The organism is Pseudomonas sp. GW821-FHT01E10 (assembly GCF_059422365.1).
Genome location: NZ_JBWKWT010000014.1, coordinates 45,811 through 62,371, shown reverse-complemented (window position 1 = coordinate 62,371; position 16,561 = coordinate 45,811). Strand labels below are relative to the sequence as shown.

Below are 16,561 nucleotides of genomic sequence, written 5' to 3'. Positions count from 1 at the left end.
CGGGCAAGCCTCGGTCTTTCTAGCGAACCTTGTCTTCCCGCCCGCGCAACACCCTGTTCGGCATGGCAATCGCCGCCGCCAGCCCCAGCAGCGACACCGCCGCGCTGACCATCAGCAAATGCCTGAAGGTCAGCAGCAGCTCGGCGCGCAAGGCGTTTTGCGCATCCCCCGGCGCGGCGTTCAAACCATCGAGCAAGACATTCCCCGAACGACCCTCGGCAATCAGCGACGAGCCGGCCAGGTGCGCGAAACTGGAATCCTGCAACAACGCCAGCAACAGTGCCGACATCAACGCCACGCCCACTGCGCCGCCCAGAGCGCGGAACAGATTGGTGGTGCTGGTGGCAACGCCAATGTCCCGTTGATCCACCGAGTTTTGCGTGCCCACCAACGACGTCGGGAACTGCATGCCGCCAGCGATTCCGCAGAGCAACATGAACAGGCTGCTCAGCACAAACGCCTGCGGCGCACTGAACGCCATGCCGAGAATCGCCAACGGCATGAGCAACGCGCCGGTCAGGATCATCGGTTTGTAACGACCGGTCACCGAGGTCCGGCGCCCGGCAAAATAGGCGCCTATCGGCAAGCCCATGGCCAGCGGCAACAGGTGCAGTGCCGCGCTGTCGGCCCCGGCGCCGGTGACGCTCTGGAAGCGCAGCGGCATCAGCACGATCAGGGAAATCGCCTGGAAACTGGTGAAGAAAATCGTGCACCAGCAAAGGATCGCATTGCGGTTGGCGAACAAATGCATCGGCAGCAACGGTTCCCGCGCCCGCCGTTCATGCCAGACGAACACCGCCAGCACCGCCACCGCACAACCGAGCAAACCCGCCACTTCGGGGCTGCGCCACGAATGCCCCTGGCCAACCTGAGTGATGCCCAGCAACAACGCCGTCAGGCCAATGATCATCAGCAACGTACCGAGGTAGTCGATGATCGGCTTGCGCTGCGGCACCGGCAGCCCTACCAGCGTGCGATAAGCCACCCACCAGGCACCCAGGCCCAACGGCAGGTTGATCAGGAATACCCAGCGCCAGGACAGGTATTCGGTCATGTAGCCACCGAGTACCGGGCCGGCCACGCTGGCCACCGCGTACATGCTGCTGAAGTAGCCCTGATAGCGACCGCGTTCGCGCGGTGGAACGATGTCGCCGATGATCGCCTGGCTCACCGAAATCATTCCGCCGGCGCCGATGCCTTGAAAGATCCGCGCCAGCACCAGTTGCTCCATGCTTTGCGCCATGCCGCAGAACAATGAAGCCAGGGTGAACAAGCCCATGCCGAACAGCATCAACCGGCGGCGGCCATACAGATCGCCGAGCTTGCCGTAGATCGGCACCGCCACGGTCATCGCCACCATGTAGCCGGAAATGACCCAGGCCAGCAGGCTGACGTCCTTGAACTGCGCGGAAATCGCCGGCATCGACACAGCGACGATGGTCTGGTCCAGCGCGCCCAGAAAGATCGCCAGCATCAGGGCGATCAGCACGCTGCGAATAGCCGGTTTGGGCGTTTCAGGCCGGTTGAGATTGGTCACGGTAAAACCTGCGGACAGTAATGGACCCGCAAGGAGCAAGGCGAGCGGGAGTGCTCGCCAGTGTAAGTCGATAGGAGCCTATTCGATAGCCTCGTACGGAAGGCCGACGTAGTTTTCCGCGATGGTTTTTCGGCCCGCCTCGGAGTCAACGAAATAGGCCAGTTCCGATTCGCTGATGCGCTGACTGAACGCGTCGTGCTCGTCGAAGCGATGCAACATCGAGGTCATCCACCAGGAAAACCGTTCGGCTTTCCACACCCGCCGCAGGCAGATTTCGGAATACTTCTCCAGCAAATCAACACGGCCTTCGCGGTAAACCTTCAGCAGAATATTGAACAACGTACTGACGTCGCTGGCCGCCAGGTTCAGGCCTTTGGCACCGGTGGGCGGGACGATGTGCGCGGCGTCGCCGACCAGGAACATCCGCCCGTACTGCATCGGCTCGACCACGAAACTACGCAGCGGCGCGATGCTTTTCTCGATCGACGGGCCGGTCACCAGCACATCGGCGAGGGCCGCTGGCAGACGGGATTTGAGTTCGTCCCAGAAGCGTTGGTCGGACCAGTCATCGACCTGATCCTGTGCCGGTACCTGAAGGTAATAACGGGTGCGTGTCGGCGAACGCATGCTGCACAACGCAAAGCCCCGTTCATGCCGCGCATAGACCAATTCCTCGTGAACTGGCGGAGTGTCAGCGAGAATCCCCAGCCAGCCGAACGGATACACCCGTTCGAATACCTTCAGGCAGTCGGCAGGAATCGACTGTCGCGCCACGCCATGGAAACCGTCGCAACCGGCGATGTAGTCACAATCGAGTCGATACGTTTCGCCGTCCTTGTCGAAGGTCACATAGGGTTCAGCGCTTTTCATGCCGTGGGGGACGACGTTGCCGGCCGAATAAATTGTCTGCGCGCCAGTGTCCCGACGAGCGGCCATCAGGTCGCGGGTGACCTCGGTCTGGCCATACACCATCACGGTTTTGCCACCGGTCAATGTTTGCAGATCGATGTGTACCCGGCGCCCGTCCAGGGCCAGTTCGAAGCCGGTGTGAACCAGCCCTTCGGCGTCCATGCGCTGGCCCACTCCGGCCTGACGCAACAGCTCTACCATGCCTTGTTCGAGGACACCGGCACGGATGCGTCCCAGCACATAGTCCGGGGTTTGGCGTTCGAGAATCAGGGTGTCGATGCCGGCGTTATGCAGCAATTGGCCGAGTAGCAAACCAGAGGGGCCGGCGCCGATGATGGCGATTTGGGTTTTTAGTGTTTTCATTGTTTTTATGACTCGCAAGCTCCACGCGACCAACGCCGGTGGATGATTTTTATGGATCGAGTGCTTGCATTTTTCACTTGCGGGTCCGTCAATTGAAGGTGAAAACTGAGCCGATACCTGTACATTCTGCCAATCGGTGCGATTATCGCCCCGTTACCTTCGAGGCCTGGATTGAAGTGATGAACAAGCCCGCCCTGCCATCGATTCCGGTGTTCAAACTCTACGGTGAAAGCCTGGATTGGCCGACCCCCGATTTGCTCCACTGTGAAACCATTTCAAAACGCAGCCGCGAACATCAATGGGAAATAAAACCCCATCGCCACGCTGATTTGTGTCAGTTGCTCTTCGTCTTCAAAGGTCAGGCAGAGCTTGAGATCGAAGGGAAACGCTCACAATTGGCTGAGCCGGCAATCATCATTCTGCCGCCGTTATCGGTGCATGGTTATCGGTTTTCCGAGGACGTCGAAGGGTTCGTCGTCACCCTGGCCGCGCCGCTGGTCGCCCATCTTCAGGCGCAGTTGGGCAATTCGGTAAATGCCCTGGCCCAAGCCGAAAGCTACCCGGCGGGCAAGGACAGCGAGTACCTCAACAGCCTGTTTTCAGCGCTGCAAAGCGAATACACCGGCCATCAGCCGGCGCGGGAAATGCTCATGCATTCTCTCGTCAGCGTGATCATGGTGTGGGTCAGCCGCCAGGTGATCCAGCGCCGCGCTGCCAATCAGCGTCCGCAGCGTGCCCGGGAATACCTCAACGGTTTTATCCAGCTGGTGGAGGAGACCTATCGCCAGCACGTCAAGGTCGAGGACCTGGCCCATCGGCTGGGGATTTCCGTGTCCCACCTCAACGGCACGTGCCGTGAACTGGCGGGGCAACCGGCGTTGCAGATCATGCACGAGCGTCAGTTGCTGGAGGCCAAGCGCTTGCTGACCTACACCAGCATGACCATTTATGAAATGTCCGATGTGCTGGGGTTTTCCGATCCGACCAACTTCACACGCTTGTTCCGACGTCGGGTGGGGATCTCGCCCAAGGCTTTTCGCGACCGCTTGAAAGCCGATCAGGACGCTGCCGATCAGAAGAGCGAGGCCTGACCCCCTCGCCACAAGGTGTTCGTCAGCGGAGGGCGTTGAGGCTTGCGCTGTGGGGGATGCAGCGCTCGAAGTTGCAGCTCGCGAAGTCATGGGGCACTTTGCGCAACTGTTCGACACGCCAGGCGGCTGTGCCATACAGCGCCAGCGTCGCCGCGCAGGTGATGAAAATGGCGAGGTATCTTCTTGTTTTGATGTTCATGGCGTTGACCTCTGAACGAATACCCTTGGGTACTGCTTTGAGCATAGGTCAGCGCCGGTGAGTTGCCATCAAAACCACCCCACATTCACTCCGGTTAAAGGCCCACATCCCATGCCGGTTCTTCGGGAAATCTGAGCACCAGAAAATCCAGCATGCTGCGCAACGCCACCGGCATGTGCTTGCGTGAGGCATACACCGCATAGATGTTCATCTGACGGGGCTCGGCCTGGGGCAGCAGGCGGATCAGTTCGCCGCTGTGGATATGCATGCCGGCCAGGTAACTGGGCAGCATCGCCACGCCGGCCCCGGCCATCGCCGCGCGCAACAGCGTGCTGGCTTCGTTGGCGCTGATGTTGCCCTGTACCGGCACCGAGACCGGTTCGCCATCCTGCTGGAAATGCCAGAGGCTTTTGCCGAAGTAGGAGTGGGTCAGGCAATTGTGCAGGCTCAGGTCTTCGACCCGCTGTGGCGCCGGGTGCTCGCGCAGGTAAGCGGGGGAGGCGCAGATCACCGAGCGGCACACCGTCAGGCGCCGGGCGATCAGGTTCGGGTCCAGGTCGTTGCTGGTGCGGATGGCCAGGTCGATGCGCTCATCCACCAGGTTCACCGTGCGGTCGAGCATTTGCAGATCGATGCTTACACCGGGGTAACGTTTGACGTAGGCGGCCATGGCATCGGCCAGTTGCGCCTGGCCGAACGAGGTGCTGACGCTGATCCGCAGCAGGCCGCGCGGTGCGTCGTCCGGCTCGCTGACGGCGGCTTGCATGTCGCTGGATAAATCGAGCATCTGCCGGCACCGGGGCAGGATTTCGCTGCCGGCGGCGGTCAGGCTCAATTTGCGCGTGGTGCGGTGCATCAGGCGTGCGCCGACCCAATCTTCCAGCTCCGCCAGATACCGTGAAACCACCGGCCGCGACAGGTCCAGGTGATCGGCGGCGGCCGATTGGCTGCCCAGGTCCACCACCGTAACGAACACCCGCATTGCTTGTAGACGATCCATGATTTGCCCGCTTTCAGAAACAAACTATGTTCAAGCATCGCATTTTTTGTATCGAACCAGGCAACTAAGCTCTATCCCATCGCCAAGCACGGCATTCGGACAACGGAGCAACAGATGATCAGCTTCACTTCAATCAAACGCATTCTTCTGGCAACCGCCGCACTGGGCTTCGCGGCCCACGCCGCTGCGGCGTCGACCCTGACCCTGGACGTCTACAACCCGGGCACCAACGCAATCTTCCCGGTGACCTCGGTACTGGTCAGCGGCGAGAAAGAAGCGATTCTGGTGGACGCGCAATTCGGCAAATCCCAGGCTGAACAGGTGGTGGAAAAAATCCGCGCCAGCGGCAAACAACTGACCACCATCTACATCAGCCACGGTGACCCGGATTACTACTTCGGCCTCGACACCATCACCCAAGCGTTCCCGAAGGCCAAAGTATTGGCCTCGCAACCGACCGTTGATCACATCAAGAAAACTGTCGACGGCAAACTGGCGTTCTGGGGTCCGAAAATGGGCGCCGATGTGCCGAACAAAACCATCGTGCCGCACGTGCTCAAGGGCGATAGCCTGATGCTGGAAGGGCAGAAACTGCAGGTGCTCGGCCTGGATGGCAAGCAACCGGATCGCAGCTTTGTGTGGATTCCGTCGATCAAGACAGTGGTCGGTGGCGTGGTTGTCGCCGAAAACATTCATGTGTGGATGGCTGATACCCAAACTGCGCAGTCCCATGCCGATTGGCTGACGACGCTGCACACGATCGAAGCCTTGAAGCCGAACACCATCGTGCCGGGTCACTACCTGGGCGAGAGCGCTCGCTCCCTGGCGGCTGTGCAGTTCACCGCTGATTACATCAAGGCGTTCGACGAAGAAACCGCCAAGGCGAAAGATTCAGCCGAACTGATCGGCGCGATGAAAAAACGCTACCCGACCCTGGGCGAAGAAAGCTCGCTTGAGCTGAGCGCCAAAGTCGCCAAGGGCGAGATGAAGTGGTAACCCGTCGGACCTGAAACTGAACAAGCCTTTGTGGCGAGGGAGCTTGCTCCCGCTGGAGTGCGAAGCGCTCCCTGCACTCCATCAGGCACACCGCATTTACAGGTTTTACGACTGCTTCGCAGCCGAGCGGGAGCAAGCTCCCTCGCCACAAAGGTTGTGCTGATTACACACACGCTATACATCACAGTTACATCAACTGGAGAACGTCATGAGCAAAATCGCAATCATCGGTGCCACCGGTCGTGCCGGTAGCCAACTGTTGGAAGAAGCCCTGCGTCGCGGTCACAGCGTCACCGCCATCGCCCGCGACACCTCTAAAATCGGCCAGCGTGCCGGTGTCGTCAGCAAAAACGTCGACGTGCTCGATGCTGCCGCTTTGCAAGCCGCCGTCGCTGGCCATGATGCAGTAATCAGTGCTGCACATTTCTCCACCATCCCCGCCAGCGCCGTCATCGAGCCGGTGAAGCAGGCCGGGGTCAAGCGTCTGCTGGTGGTGGGCGGTGCCGGTTCGCTGTTGCTGCCGGGCGGCACACGGGTGATCGACAGCGAAGGCTTCCCGAAGGAATACAAGGCTGAGGCCAGCGCCGGTGCCGATTTCCTCAACACTTTGCGTCAGGAACAGGACCTGGACTGGACCTTCCTGTCGCCGTCGGCGGAGTTTGTCGAAGGTGAGCGTACCGGCACGTTTCGAGTCGGCAAGGATGACTTGCTGGTGAGTGCGCAGGGCCGCAGCTGGATTACCTTTGCCGATTACGCGATCGCATTGCTGGATGAAGTGGAAACACCGAAGCATTCCCGCCAGCGGTTTACGGTCGGGTATTAACTTCGCAACACCACATCCCCTGTAGCAGCCGAACGCAGGCTGCTACAGGGCGATTTCGGTTCAGCGTGCCTGCGCCTGCTCCACCAACCACCCCATCAATTCGCGCAACTTCGGCGAAGGCGCAGGTTTTTCGGGGAACACCAGGTAATACGCCAATCCGGTTTTCACCTTCAAATCAAAGGGCATGACCAGCCGCCCGGCGCTCAGGTCATCGCCGATCAACGACCAATCGCCAATCGCCACACCTGTCCCCTGGGACGCCATCGACATCGCCAGGTCCAGGGTTTCGAAGTGCTGGCCCTTGCCGACATTACTCAGATGAATATCCGCCGCTTTCAACCAGGCTTTCCAGTCCCGTTCATCCCGGGTCGGATGCAGCAACAAGTGTTGTTGCAGGTCTGCCGGTGTCTGCAAGGCCAGTGGCCCTTCAAGCATCGGCCGGGAACACACGGGCGTCAGTTGCTCATCGAACAAATGATGGGAGGCCAGTGAGCTCTCCGGCGGCGGGCCATACATCACCGCCGCGTCGAACTGTTCACGATGAAAGTCCACGCCGTGTTTCACCGTGGTGGTCAATTCCACCGGCACATCCGGGCGTTCCTTTTGCCACTGCAACAGGCGCGGCAACAGCCAGCGCATCACGCAGGTCGGCGCCTTGAGTTGCAAGGTTTCGCGCTTCTCGCCGATCTGCTCCACGGCCTCATCGATCAGGCCGAAAATCTGCTGCACCCGTGGCAACCACTCACGTCCTTCGGCGGTCAGGCTCAAGCCCCGCGCCTGGCGAATGAACAGTTCATAGCCCAGATGATCTTCCAGCCCGGCGATCTGCCGGCTCACCGCGCCTTGGGTGATGTGCAGCTGTTCGGCGGCCCGGGTGAAGTTGCAGCACTGCGCGGTGATCAGAAAAGTGTGCAGCGCCGGCAGGGGAGGCAGTCGTTTCATTGGGATCCAAGGTATGACGTGAGGACATGGCTAGTATGACTTTTTATCCATTGTTGCGGCTATGTGTCGCCCGTTCCAATGAGGCCATTCCCGGGCCTGCCAATCCATCATAAACACTGCGCAGGCCCGGCGTCTCAAACGAACAAAAAGGGCAAACACATGGCGACGTGCGGCGAAGTATTGGTCAAGTTACTCGAAGATTACGGGGTCGAGCAGGTGTTCGGCATTCCCGGGGTGCATACCGTGGAGCTGTATCGCGGGCTGGCCCGTTCGAGCATCAACCACGTCACTCCACGTCACGAACAGGGCGCCGGTTTCATGGCCGACGGTTATGCCCGCACCAGCGGCAAACCGGGTGTGTGCTTCATCATCACCGGCCCCGGCATGACCAACATCACCACCGCCATGGGCCAGGCTTACGCCGACTCGATCCCGATGCTGGTGATCTCCAGCGTGCAATCGCGCAGCCAATTGGGCGGCGGGCGCGGCAAGCTGCATGAGCTGCCGAACCAGAGCGCACTGGTCGGCGGCGTGGCGGCGTTCTCCCATACCTTGATGTCGGCGGCGGAATTGCCGGGCGTATTGGCGCGGGCCTTCGCGCTGTTCCAGGCCGGGCGTCCGCGTCCGGTGCACATCGAAATCCCGTTGGACGTACTGGTCGAAGAGGCCGATGACTTGCTCGCCAGCGTGCCGGTGAACATCGATCGTGCCGGTGCTTCGCCCAGCGCGATCAGCCGCATGACCGACCTGCTGGCCGGTGCCAAACGCCCATTGATTCTCGCGGGTGGCGGCGCCATCGATGCGGCGGCCGAGCTGACTGAACTGGCCGAGCTGCTGGATGCGCCAGTGGCCCTGACCATCAATGCCAAAGGCATGCTCGAATCCAGCCATCCGCTGCTGATCGGTTCGACCCAAAGCCTGGTGGCCACCCGTGCGCTGGTGGCCGAGGCTGACGTGGTGCTGGCCATCGGCACCGAACTGGCCGAAACCGATTACGACATCACCTTCGCCGGCGGCTTCGAAATCCCGGGCGTGCTGCTGCGCGTGGACATCGACCCAGACCAGACCGTGCGTAATTACCCGCCGAAGGTGGCGTTGGTGGCCGACTCGCGCAATGCCGCCCAGGCCCTGCTGAGTGCGCTGTCCCACAAGTCGCTGGCCGAGCGCCGCAACGACTGGGGCCAGGTGCGCGCCGCTCGCTTGCGAGAAGAGCTCGCCGCGACCTGGGACGCCCCGACCCTGGCCCAGACCCGCTTCCTGGAAACCGTGCTGTACGAATTGCCGAACGCGGTGTTCGTCGGCGATTCGACCCAACCGGTGTACACCGGCAACCTGACCTTCAACCCGGAGCGTCCGCGTCGCTGGTTCAACTCGTCCACCGGTTACGGCACCCTCGGTTACGCCTTGCCGGCGGCGATTGGCGCCTGGCTCGGTGGCAGCGTCGAAGGCGGCACGCGCCCGCCGGTGGTGTGCCTGATCGGCGACGGCGGCCTGCAATTCACCTTGCCGGAACTGGCCAGTGCGGTGGAAGCGCGTACGCCGGTGATTGTGTTGCTGTGGAATAACCAGGGCTACGAAGAGATCAAGAAATACATGGTCAACCGCGCCATCGAGCCGGTGGGCGTGGACATCTATACCCCGGACTTTATCGGTGTGGCCAAGGCCCTGGGCTGTGCGGCCGAAGCGGTCAACAGTGTTGACGGATTGCGTGATGCGTTGCGCCTGGCCACCGATCGTCAGGGCCCGACCCTGATTGAAATCGACCAGACCCAGTGGATGAAGGCGGTGTCGCAATGAGTGCTCCCATGACCTTTCCGACGACCCTCGACGGCCTGTTCATCGATGGCCAATGGTCCGCTGGCAACGAACATCTGCGCGTGATCAACCCGGCGACCGAAGCCCTGCTAACCACCGTTAACGGCGGCGATGCACACGCTGTCGATCAGGCCGTCACCGCGGCGGCCAACGCTTTTAAGCAATGGTCGAAAACCACCGGAGCCGAGCGTGGGGCGATCCTGCGCAGAATCGCCGCAGGCGTGCAGGCCGGGCGCGAACAGTTGATGAAGTTGCAGTCGAGCAACAACGGCAAACCGCTGTTCGAAGCGGCCATCGACGTCGACGACGTGATCGCCACCTTTGAGTATTACGCCGGTCTGGCTGAAGGCCTGGACGCGAAACAAGACAGCGCCGTGGCGTTGCCGAGTGACGATTTCAGCGCCCGCTTGCGCCGTGAGCCGTGCGGCGTGGTGGGGCTGATCGTGCCGTGGAATTTCCCGATGGTCACCACCGCCTGGAAACTCGCCCCGGCCCTGGCCGCCGGTTGCTGCGTGGTGCTCAAACCGTCTGAAGTGACGCCGCTGCCGGAACTGGAACTGGCGACGATCATTGCCGAGGCCGGCCTGCCAGACGGCGTGTTCAACCTGGTCTGCGGCACCGGCCTTGCCGTTGGCGCACCGCTGTCGGCTGACCCGCGCATCGCCAAGATTTCCTTCACCGGCAGCAACGCGGTGGGCGTGCAGGTGATGCAGCGGGCGGCGGAAACCGTGAAAGGCGTGAGCCTGGAACTGGGCGGTAAATCCTCGCTGCTGGTGCTCGCCGATGCCGATATCGAACTGGCCGTGGAAGTGGCCTGTGGCGGCGGTTTCTTCAACGCCGGGCAGATGTGTTCCGCGACCAGCCGCGTGCTGGTCGCCGATGAACTGGCGGATGAATTTGTCGCGCGATTGAAGGCCCGTGCCGAAGCCATTCGCGTGGCCGACCCGTTCGACCCGAACGTGGAGATGGGCGCACTGGTCAACCAGGCGCATTACCAGCGGGTGCTGGGCCACATCGATCGCGGTTTGAGCGCTGGCGCGAAGCTGATCTGCGGCGGCAATCGCCCGGCGGACCTGTCGCGCGGCTACTTTTTGCAGCCGACCGTTTTCATCGACGCGCCCCTCGAGAGTGCGTTGTGGTGCGAAGAGATTTTCGGTCCGGTGATTTGCGTGCGCAGTTTCAGCTCTGAAGCCGAGGCGATCGCCTTGGCCAACGACAGCCCGTTCGGTCTGGTGGCCAGTGTGGTCACGCGCGACAGCGAGGCCGCCGATCGGGTCGCCAACGCTTTGCAGGCGGGGCTTGTGTGGATCAACGCGCCGCAAGTGATCTTCCCGCAGACCGCCTGGGGTGGCTACAAACAGAGCAGCATCGGCCGCGAATTGGGACCGTGGGGCTTGCAGGCTTTCCAGGAAATCAAGCATGTGATTCGAGCCGTCTGACAGCACGAAAACGGTGAGCGCATGCCTCTTGATGAGGCATGCGCCAACGTCATGGCTTCAATGAGTATTTATCGATAGTCAGGTGTTTTGCACGACCTCAGGATGAACCCGCAGGTCAAGCTCAAGTCCTTTGAAACCGGGGACTTCAAGCCGATCTGGCCGCGCGGATGCAACGGTTGCGACCAACCTCATACTTAAAAAAACAAAGGGAGTCCTTCATGGGCAAGCATGATCTGAACAGACGTCAATTCATCAAAGCCGTGGGTGTGGCGTCGGTAGCCGCGGCAGCCATGAGCATGCCGTTCATCCGGGCCAATGCCAGCGACACGCGCTTTACGGGCAAGACCCTGCGCTTGCTGACCTGGTCCGATGACACTGGCCTTGCAGCATTGCGCAATATCGCGGCGACCTTCGAAGACAAGTACGGCTGCAAGGTCATCGCTGACCGCACCGGCAGTACCTCGGAAATGGTCGCCAAACTCAAGGCCGGCGGTGATCGTCCACAGTACGACATCATCACCCTGGCCGGCGTCGGCGCCGAAGGCCTGGCCGCCGCCAACCTGCTGGAAAAACCCGACCTCAACCGCATCCCCAACCTGGTGGACGTGCCGGAGAAATATCGCACCGGCGCCAATGGCCACGGTATCGGTTACCTGCTGTGGTGCAACAGCCTGGTCTACAGCACCCGTACCCAGAAAGAAGCCCCGGACAGCTACGCCGCGATGTGGGACGCCGACCTGGCGCCGAACATTTTCCTGCCGCCGCCGAACTGGACCGAGGCCATGGACCTGATCATCATCGCCGCCAAACTGGCCGGTGGTGACGAACACAACATCGAGCCAGGCTTCAAGAAACTCGCCGAGCTCAAGAGCCGCGTGGTGACCCTGGGCGAAAACCCGAACCAGATCGCCGAGCTGTTCCGCACCGGGTCCCTGGACATGGGCGGCTTGTACGCACCGGCGTTTTTCCCCAAACAGATCCGCGACCCGGCCTACGGTCTGGGCGCCACGTTCGGCATGAAGGAAGGTTTCTACACCGACCTGATGCTCTCGGTGATGCCGAAAAGCCGTCCGGGCGATACCGACCTGGCCTATGCCTTCATCAACCACTCTCTGGACCCGCTGGTGCAGGGCAAGATGGCCGAAGACATCTACAACGGTCCGGTCAACGCCAAGGCGATCATCTCCGCCGAAGCCCGCAAGAGCCCGTACATCCTTACGCCGGAGCAGATTGCCGAGAAGGCGATCATGCACGACAACGCCTTCCTGGCCACCGTGCATGACCAATGGATTCGTCGTTACACGGAAATCTTTTCTTCCTGATTTCTGCGGTTTGAAGATTCATTGTGGCGAGGGAGCTTGCTCCCGCTCGGCTGCGTAGCAGCCGCAAAACCAGGCACCGCGTTCTATCTGAAAGGGCGCGGTGATTGATTGGGGTCGCTGCGCAACCCAGCGGGAGCAAGCTCCCTCGCCACAGGTTTTGCCGAATCTCAGTCTTGCTGCTTTCCATTGACGAGACCCTTGCTATGGAACACCAACCTCTGACCCATCCGGTAAGCGTCGCACCCACGCGCGCTAATCGGGGTGTCTCACCGACAGTGCGTGCGTGGTTTTTCCTGTCGCCGTCGATGCTGTTTCTCGGCGTGCTGATTGCCGCCAGCCTCCTGGTGCTGCGCATGAGCGTGGGCACCAAAGGTGCGGAGTGGTCCGGCTTCAGCCTGGCCAGTTACGCGCAATTGCTGGAACCGTACTACCTCAAATCCTTGCTGCTGACCCTGCGCCTGGCGCTGATCAGCGCGGTGATCGCGGTGCTGCTGGCGATCCCGGTGGCCTACACCATGTCGCGGCTGACCTCACCGTTCGTGCGGCGGATTTTCCTGGCGGCGGTGCTGTTGCCGTTGCTGGTCAACCTGTTACTGCAAAGCTATGGCTGGCTGGTGATTCTCGGCCCGGGCGGGATGCTCAATCAGGCGCTGATGGGCCTGGGCCTGATCAAGCGGCCGATCATGCTGCTGTACAACCAGAACGGCGTGTTGATGGGCCTGGTGCAAACCGCGTTCCCGTTGGCTGTGCTGCCGATTGCCAGTGCCATGCGCGGAGTCGCCCGCACTTACGAAGAAGCCGCTGCAACCTTGGGCGCCAGTCGCCTGCAGGTGTTTCGCCAAGTGGTGTTGCCGATGAGTTTTCCGGGGATCATCACCGGCGCGACGTTGGTGTTTGCCTACAACGCCAGCAGCTTCGTGGTGCCTTTGCTGCTCGGCGGTCGGCGCGTGCCGATGCTGGCGGTAATGGTCCATGACCAGATCGCCCCGCTGATGAATTGGCCCGCCGCGTCCGCTGCCGGCGTGGTGCTGATCGTTACCACGCTCGCCATCATGACCTTGTCCGAATACATCACTGGCCGTCGTCGGCGCATGCTGGAGGCTTCCCAATGAGCACTTTGATCAAGAAGCGTCAGTCGTTGCTGCCGGGCGATACCGGCAAGTTCGCCGGCATCCTCTCGGGCTTCATTCTGCTGTTGGCGGTGCTGCCGATCCTGACCATGATCGTCATGTCGTTCAGCGGCGCCTCGAACCTCGACTTTCCGCCCAGCAGCTACAGCCTGCAATGGTACAAGGCCGCCTGGCACACGTTCGTCTCGCCGGACGCCAGCGACGTACTGAGCCTGGGCAAGGCCATGAGCACCAGTTTGCTGGTGGCCTGCCTGACCATGATCTTCGCCACGATCATCGCGGTGCCGGCGGCTTACGCGCTGACCCGTTGCGAGTTCCGCGGCAAGGCCGTGGCGCTGCAATTGATGTCGCTGCCACTGGTGTTCCCGATGGTGGTGTTGGGCCTGGCCTTGCTGCTGGTGTTCGACAGCCTGCCATTCCAGATCACCACCTCGCGGCTGGTGATTGCCCATGTGATTCTGGCGCTGCCGTTCGTGGTGAAGAACTGCACGGCAGCGATGCTCTCCATCGGCAGCGAAGTCGAAGAGGCCGCGCAAATGCTCGGCGCTTCACCGACTCGGGCGATTGTCGATGTGGTGGTGCCGTTGATGAAGTCGGGGATTCTGGCGGGCATGCTGCTGGCGTTCATCGTCTCGTTCAACGAATTCACCGTGACCTATTTCCTCTACACCATCGACGTCATGACCGTGCCGATCTGGATGTACAGCCGCACCGTGTCATCGCTCGACCCTACCGTTTTCTCGTTTGCCGTGCTGATCGTGCTGATCGACTTCGTGCTCATTTGGGCGCTGGAAAAGTTGGTTGGCGAAGGCGGCGTTTCGTTCTGATTTCTTGAGGTGATTCAAATGACTGGTCTGATTCTGGAAAACGTCGAGAAACATTACGGCTCGGCCTGCGCGGTAAAGGATGTGAACCTGCATTTGCCCGAGGGCAAACTGGTGTGTTTTCTCGGCCCGTCGGGCTGCGGTAAAACCACTTTGCTGCGGATGATCGCCGGGCTCGAAACCCTGACCGGCGGCGAGATTCGCCTGGACGGTGAAGACATCAGCCATACCCCTGCGCATCAGCGCAATTTCGGCATGGTGTTTCAATCCCTGGCGCTGTTCCCGCACATGACGGTGGGGGAGAACATTGCCTATCCGTTGAAACTGCGTGGGGTCAGCAAGGCCGATCAGCAGGCGCGGGTGGTGGAGTTGCTTGAGCTGATTCAACTGCAGGAAATGATTGATCGCCCAGTGGCAAAACTCTCCGGCGGTCAGCGTCAGCGCGTGGCGATTGCGAGGGCGATTGCTTCGCGGCCGAAAATCCTGCTGCTTGACGAACCGCTGTCGGCGCTGGACGCCAAGTTGCGCGAGTCGATGCAGGTGGAAATCCGTCAGCTGCAACAGCGCTTGAACATCACCACCATCATGGTCACCCACGACCAGCGCGAAGCCATGACCATGGCCGACATCGTGGTGGTGCTGGGTGAGCATCGGGTGCAGCAGGTGGGCACGCCGATTGAGATTTATCGGCACCCGGCCAATGAATTCGTCGCGGACTTCATCGGTTCGGGGAATATTTTCCCGGCCACGGCGTTGGGCAATGGCAAGGTCAGCCTGCCCGGCGGTGATGCGCTGCAAGTGCCGATCTGCAGCAGCATCGTGGTGGGGGAGAAGGTGAAAATGCTGATTCGCCCCGAAGACCTGCAATTGTCGCAACCCCAGGCGACGGCGGGGAATCGCTTGCTGGGCAAGGTGACGTTTGTGCGGGATATCGGCGCGACCATCGAAACCACCGTCGAATGTTCCGGGGTGTCGTTTACCGCGTTGAGCACGCCGTGTCAGGACGTTGGGTTGAGCATTGGCAATCCGGTGTCGGTGACCTTGCCGGCTGAGGCGTGCCGAGTGTTGAGCGCCTGAACAAACACCCCCATCCTCGTAGGAGCGAGGCTTGCCCGCGAAGGCTATTTCATACTCAGCATTGATGCTGGCTGATACGACGCCTTCGCGGGCAAGCCTCGCTCCTACAGGGTATGAATCTGATTACACGGACAACCGCAACCGCGCCAAATCCCGCAGCGGCGGTGCCCCGAACAATCGGCTGTACTCGCGGCTGAACTGCGAAGGGCTTTCATACCCCACCCGATACCCTGCCGCCGACGCTTCCAGCCCTTCGGCCAGCATCAACCGTCGCGCTTCTTGCAGGCGCAGCTGTTTCTGATATTGAAGCGGACTCATCGCCGTCATCGCCTTGAAGCGGTGATGCAGCGTCGACACGCTCAGGTTCACTTCCCGCGCCAGATCATCGATGCGCAGCGGTTGCTCATAATTGCCGTTGAGCCATTTGATCGCCTGGCCGATGCGATGGCTCTGGCTGTTGGCGATGGCAATCTCATACAGCCGATGCCCCTGCTGGCTGCGCAACAGCCGATACAGAATCTCCCGACGAATCAGCGGCGCCAGCATGGCGATGTCTTTCGGTGTGTCCAGCAAACGCGCCAGGCGCAGCACGGCGTCGAGCATGGCCGCGTCGATCCGCTCGACATACAGGCCTCGGCCCGTGGGCCGTGTGGGCAGACCGATGGGGCCGGCATCGGCAATCAGCGCGGTGATTTCCGCCGGGTCGATGTCCAGCCGCACCGCGAGGATCGGTTCTTCGGGCGAGGCATTCACCACCCGCCCGCTCAGGGGCATCGAGACCGATACCACCAGGTAATTCAGCGGGTCGTAATTGAAGTGTTCGTCCGCCAACCGAACTTCCTTGCGTCCCTGGGCCATGATGCACAGGGCCGGTTGGGCCAGCCCCGGGGCGAAATCATGGGATTTGCTGTGACGCGACATGAACAGCGAACCGACGGCGGTGGCGTAGGACCCATCGTCCATGGTGTTGCGACGGATGAGGTCGGCCAGTTCCGCGCGCTGTTTTTCCATGTCAGCGGGAAGCGGAGCCTGAAAGTGATCGAGCGACGACATGCAGGGAATCCTCCGTGAGGTGTTGGTCATGGGCCGAGCTT

Annotated in this window: 15 protein-coding genes; 9 read left to right on the top strand and 6 right to left on the bottom strand. The window is 61.2% G+C overall.

What is annotated here, in order from left to right; genetic code table 11:
• Positions 1 to 19: 19 nt before the first annotated feature.
• Together AC07V0_RS21985 and pobA are read right to left on the bottom strand one after the other, a co-directional pair.
• Positions 20 to 1,537 (bottom strand): MDR family MFS transporter, encoded by a 1,518-nt coding sequence (locus AC07V0_RS21985; RefSeq protein WP_018926569.1) that lies wholly within the window; start codon positions 1,535 to 1,537, stop codon positions 20 to 22.
• 78 nt (positions 1,538 to 1,615) lie between these two features.
• Complete coding sequence (pobA, locus tag AC07V0_RS21980) at positions 1,616 to 2,809, bottom strand: 4-hydroxybenzoate 3-monooxygenase (RefSeq protein WP_018926568.1); 1,194 nt, start codon at positions 2,807 to 2,809, stop codon at positions 1,616 to 1,618.
• Positions 2,810 to 2,988: 179 nt separating this feature from the next.
• Between pobA and AC07V0_RS21975 the strand changes: the two genes are divergently transcribed.
• A complete protein-coding gene (locus AC07V0_RS21975) occupies positions 2,989 to 3,900 on the top strand; it encodes a helix-turn-helix domain-containing protein (protein WP_019581529.1) in 912 nt (303 codons plus the stop codon).
• Positions 3,901 to 3,922: 22 nt separating this feature from the next.
• On the opposite strand, the gene AC07V0_RS21970 is transcribed toward AC07V0_RS21975, so the two are convergent.
• Together AC07V0_RS21970 and AC07V0_RS21965 are read right to left on the bottom strand one after the other, a co-directional pair.
• Complete coding sequence (locus tag AC07V0_RS21970) at positions 3,923 to 4,099, bottom strand: hypothetical protein (protein ID WP_167331182.1); 177 nt, start codon at positions 4,097 to 4,099, stop codon at positions 3,923 to 3,925.
• A 94-nt stretch (positions 4,100 to 4,193) separates the two neighbouring features.
• Complete coding sequence (locus AC07V0_RS21965; RefSeq protein ID WP_310396896.1) at positions 4,194 to 5,099, bottom strand: LysR family transcriptional regulator; 906 nt, start codon at positions 5,097 to 5,099, stop codon at positions 4,194 to 4,196.
• 114 nt (positions 5,100 to 5,213) lie between these two features.
• Here AC07V0_RS21965 and AC07V0_RS21960 point away from each other — a divergent pair, with 114 nt between their 5' ends.
• Positions 5,214 to 6,095 (top strand): MBL fold metallo-hydrolase, encoded by an 882-nt coding sequence (locus AC07V0_RS21960; protein WP_086944479.1) that lies wholly within the window; start codon positions 5,214 to 5,216, stop codon positions 6,093 to 6,095.
• A 208-nt stretch (positions 6,096 to 6,303) separates the two neighbouring features.
• Positions 6,304 to 6,918 (top strand): NAD(P)-dependent oxidoreductase, encoded by a 615-nt coding sequence (locus AC07V0_RS21955; RefSeq protein ID WP_086944480.1) that lies wholly within the window; start codon positions 6,304 to 6,306, stop codon positions 6,916 to 6,918.
• A gap of 60 nt (positions 6,919 to 6,978) precedes the next feature.
• Here the strand turns inward: AC07V0_RS21955 and AC07V0_RS21950 are convergent, their stop codons facing one another.
• Complete coding sequence (locus AC07V0_RS21950) at positions 6,979 to 7,860, bottom strand: LysR substrate-binding domain-containing protein (protein WP_018926562.1); 882 nt, start codon at positions 7,858 to 7,860, stop codon at positions 6,979 to 6,981.
• A 159-nt stretch (positions 7,861 to 8,019) separates the two neighbouring features.
• Here AC07V0_RS21950 and AC07V0_RS21945 point away from each other — a divergent pair, with 159 nt between their 5' ends.
• From AC07V0_RS21945 to AC07V0_RS21920, 6 genes are all read left to right on the top strand, one after another.
• Complete coding sequence (locus tag AC07V0_RS21945) at positions 8,020 to 9,657, top strand: 5-guanidino-2-oxopentanoate decarboxylase (RefSeq protein ID WP_064616327.1); 1,638 nt, start codon at positions 8,020 to 8,022, stop codon at positions 9,655 to 9,657.
• Between the two features lie 8 nt (positions 9,658 to 9,665).
• Complete coding sequence (locus tag AC07V0_RS21940) at positions 9,666 to 11,114, top strand: aldehyde dehydrogenase family protein (protein WP_495019929.1); 1,449 nt, start codon at positions 9,666 to 9,668, stop codon at positions 11,112 to 11,114.
• A gap of 218 nt (positions 11,115 to 11,332) precedes the next feature.
• Positions 11,333 to 12,436, top strand: a complete 1,104-nt coding sequence (locus AC07V0_RS21935; RefSeq protein WP_495019928.1) for an extracellular solute-binding protein — start codon at positions 11,333 to 11,335, stop codon at positions 12,434 to 12,436.
• 203 nt (positions 12,437 to 12,639) lie between these two features.
• On the top strand, positions 12,640 to 13,548 hold the full coding sequence (locus tag AC07V0_RS21930) for an ABC transporter permease (RefSeq protein WP_019581522.1): 909 nt from the start codon (positions 12,640 to 12,642) through the stop codon (positions 13,546 to 13,548).
• The gene (locus AC07V0_RS21925) at positions 13,545 to 14,393 is read left to right on the top strand and encodes an ABC transporter permease (RefSeq protein WP_018926557.1); all 849 of its coding nucleotides are present in this window, start codon (positions 13,545 to 13,547) and stop codon (positions 14,391 to 14,393) included. The genes AC07V0_RS21930 and AC07V0_RS21925 overlap by 4 nt, the downstream gene beginning before the upstream one ends.
• A gap of 18 nt (positions 14,394 to 14,411) precedes the next feature.
• Positions 14,412 to 15,467 (top strand): ABC transporter ATP-binding protein, encoded by a 1,056-nt coding sequence (locus AC07V0_RS21920; RefSeq protein ID WP_495019927.1) that lies wholly within the window; start codon positions 14,412 to 14,414, stop codon positions 15,465 to 15,467.
• A 123-nt stretch (positions 15,468 to 15,590) separates the two neighbouring features.
• Here the strand turns inward: AC07V0_RS21920 and AC07V0_RS21915 are convergent, their stop codons facing one another.
• The gene (locus AC07V0_RS21915) at positions 15,591 to 16,520 is read right to left on the bottom strand and encodes an AraC family transcriptional regulator (protein ID WP_086944482.1); all 930 of its coding nucleotides are present in this window, start codon (positions 16,518 to 16,520) and stop codon (positions 15,591 to 15,593) included.
• Between the last annotated feature and the right edge of the window lie 41 nt (positions 16,521 to 16,561).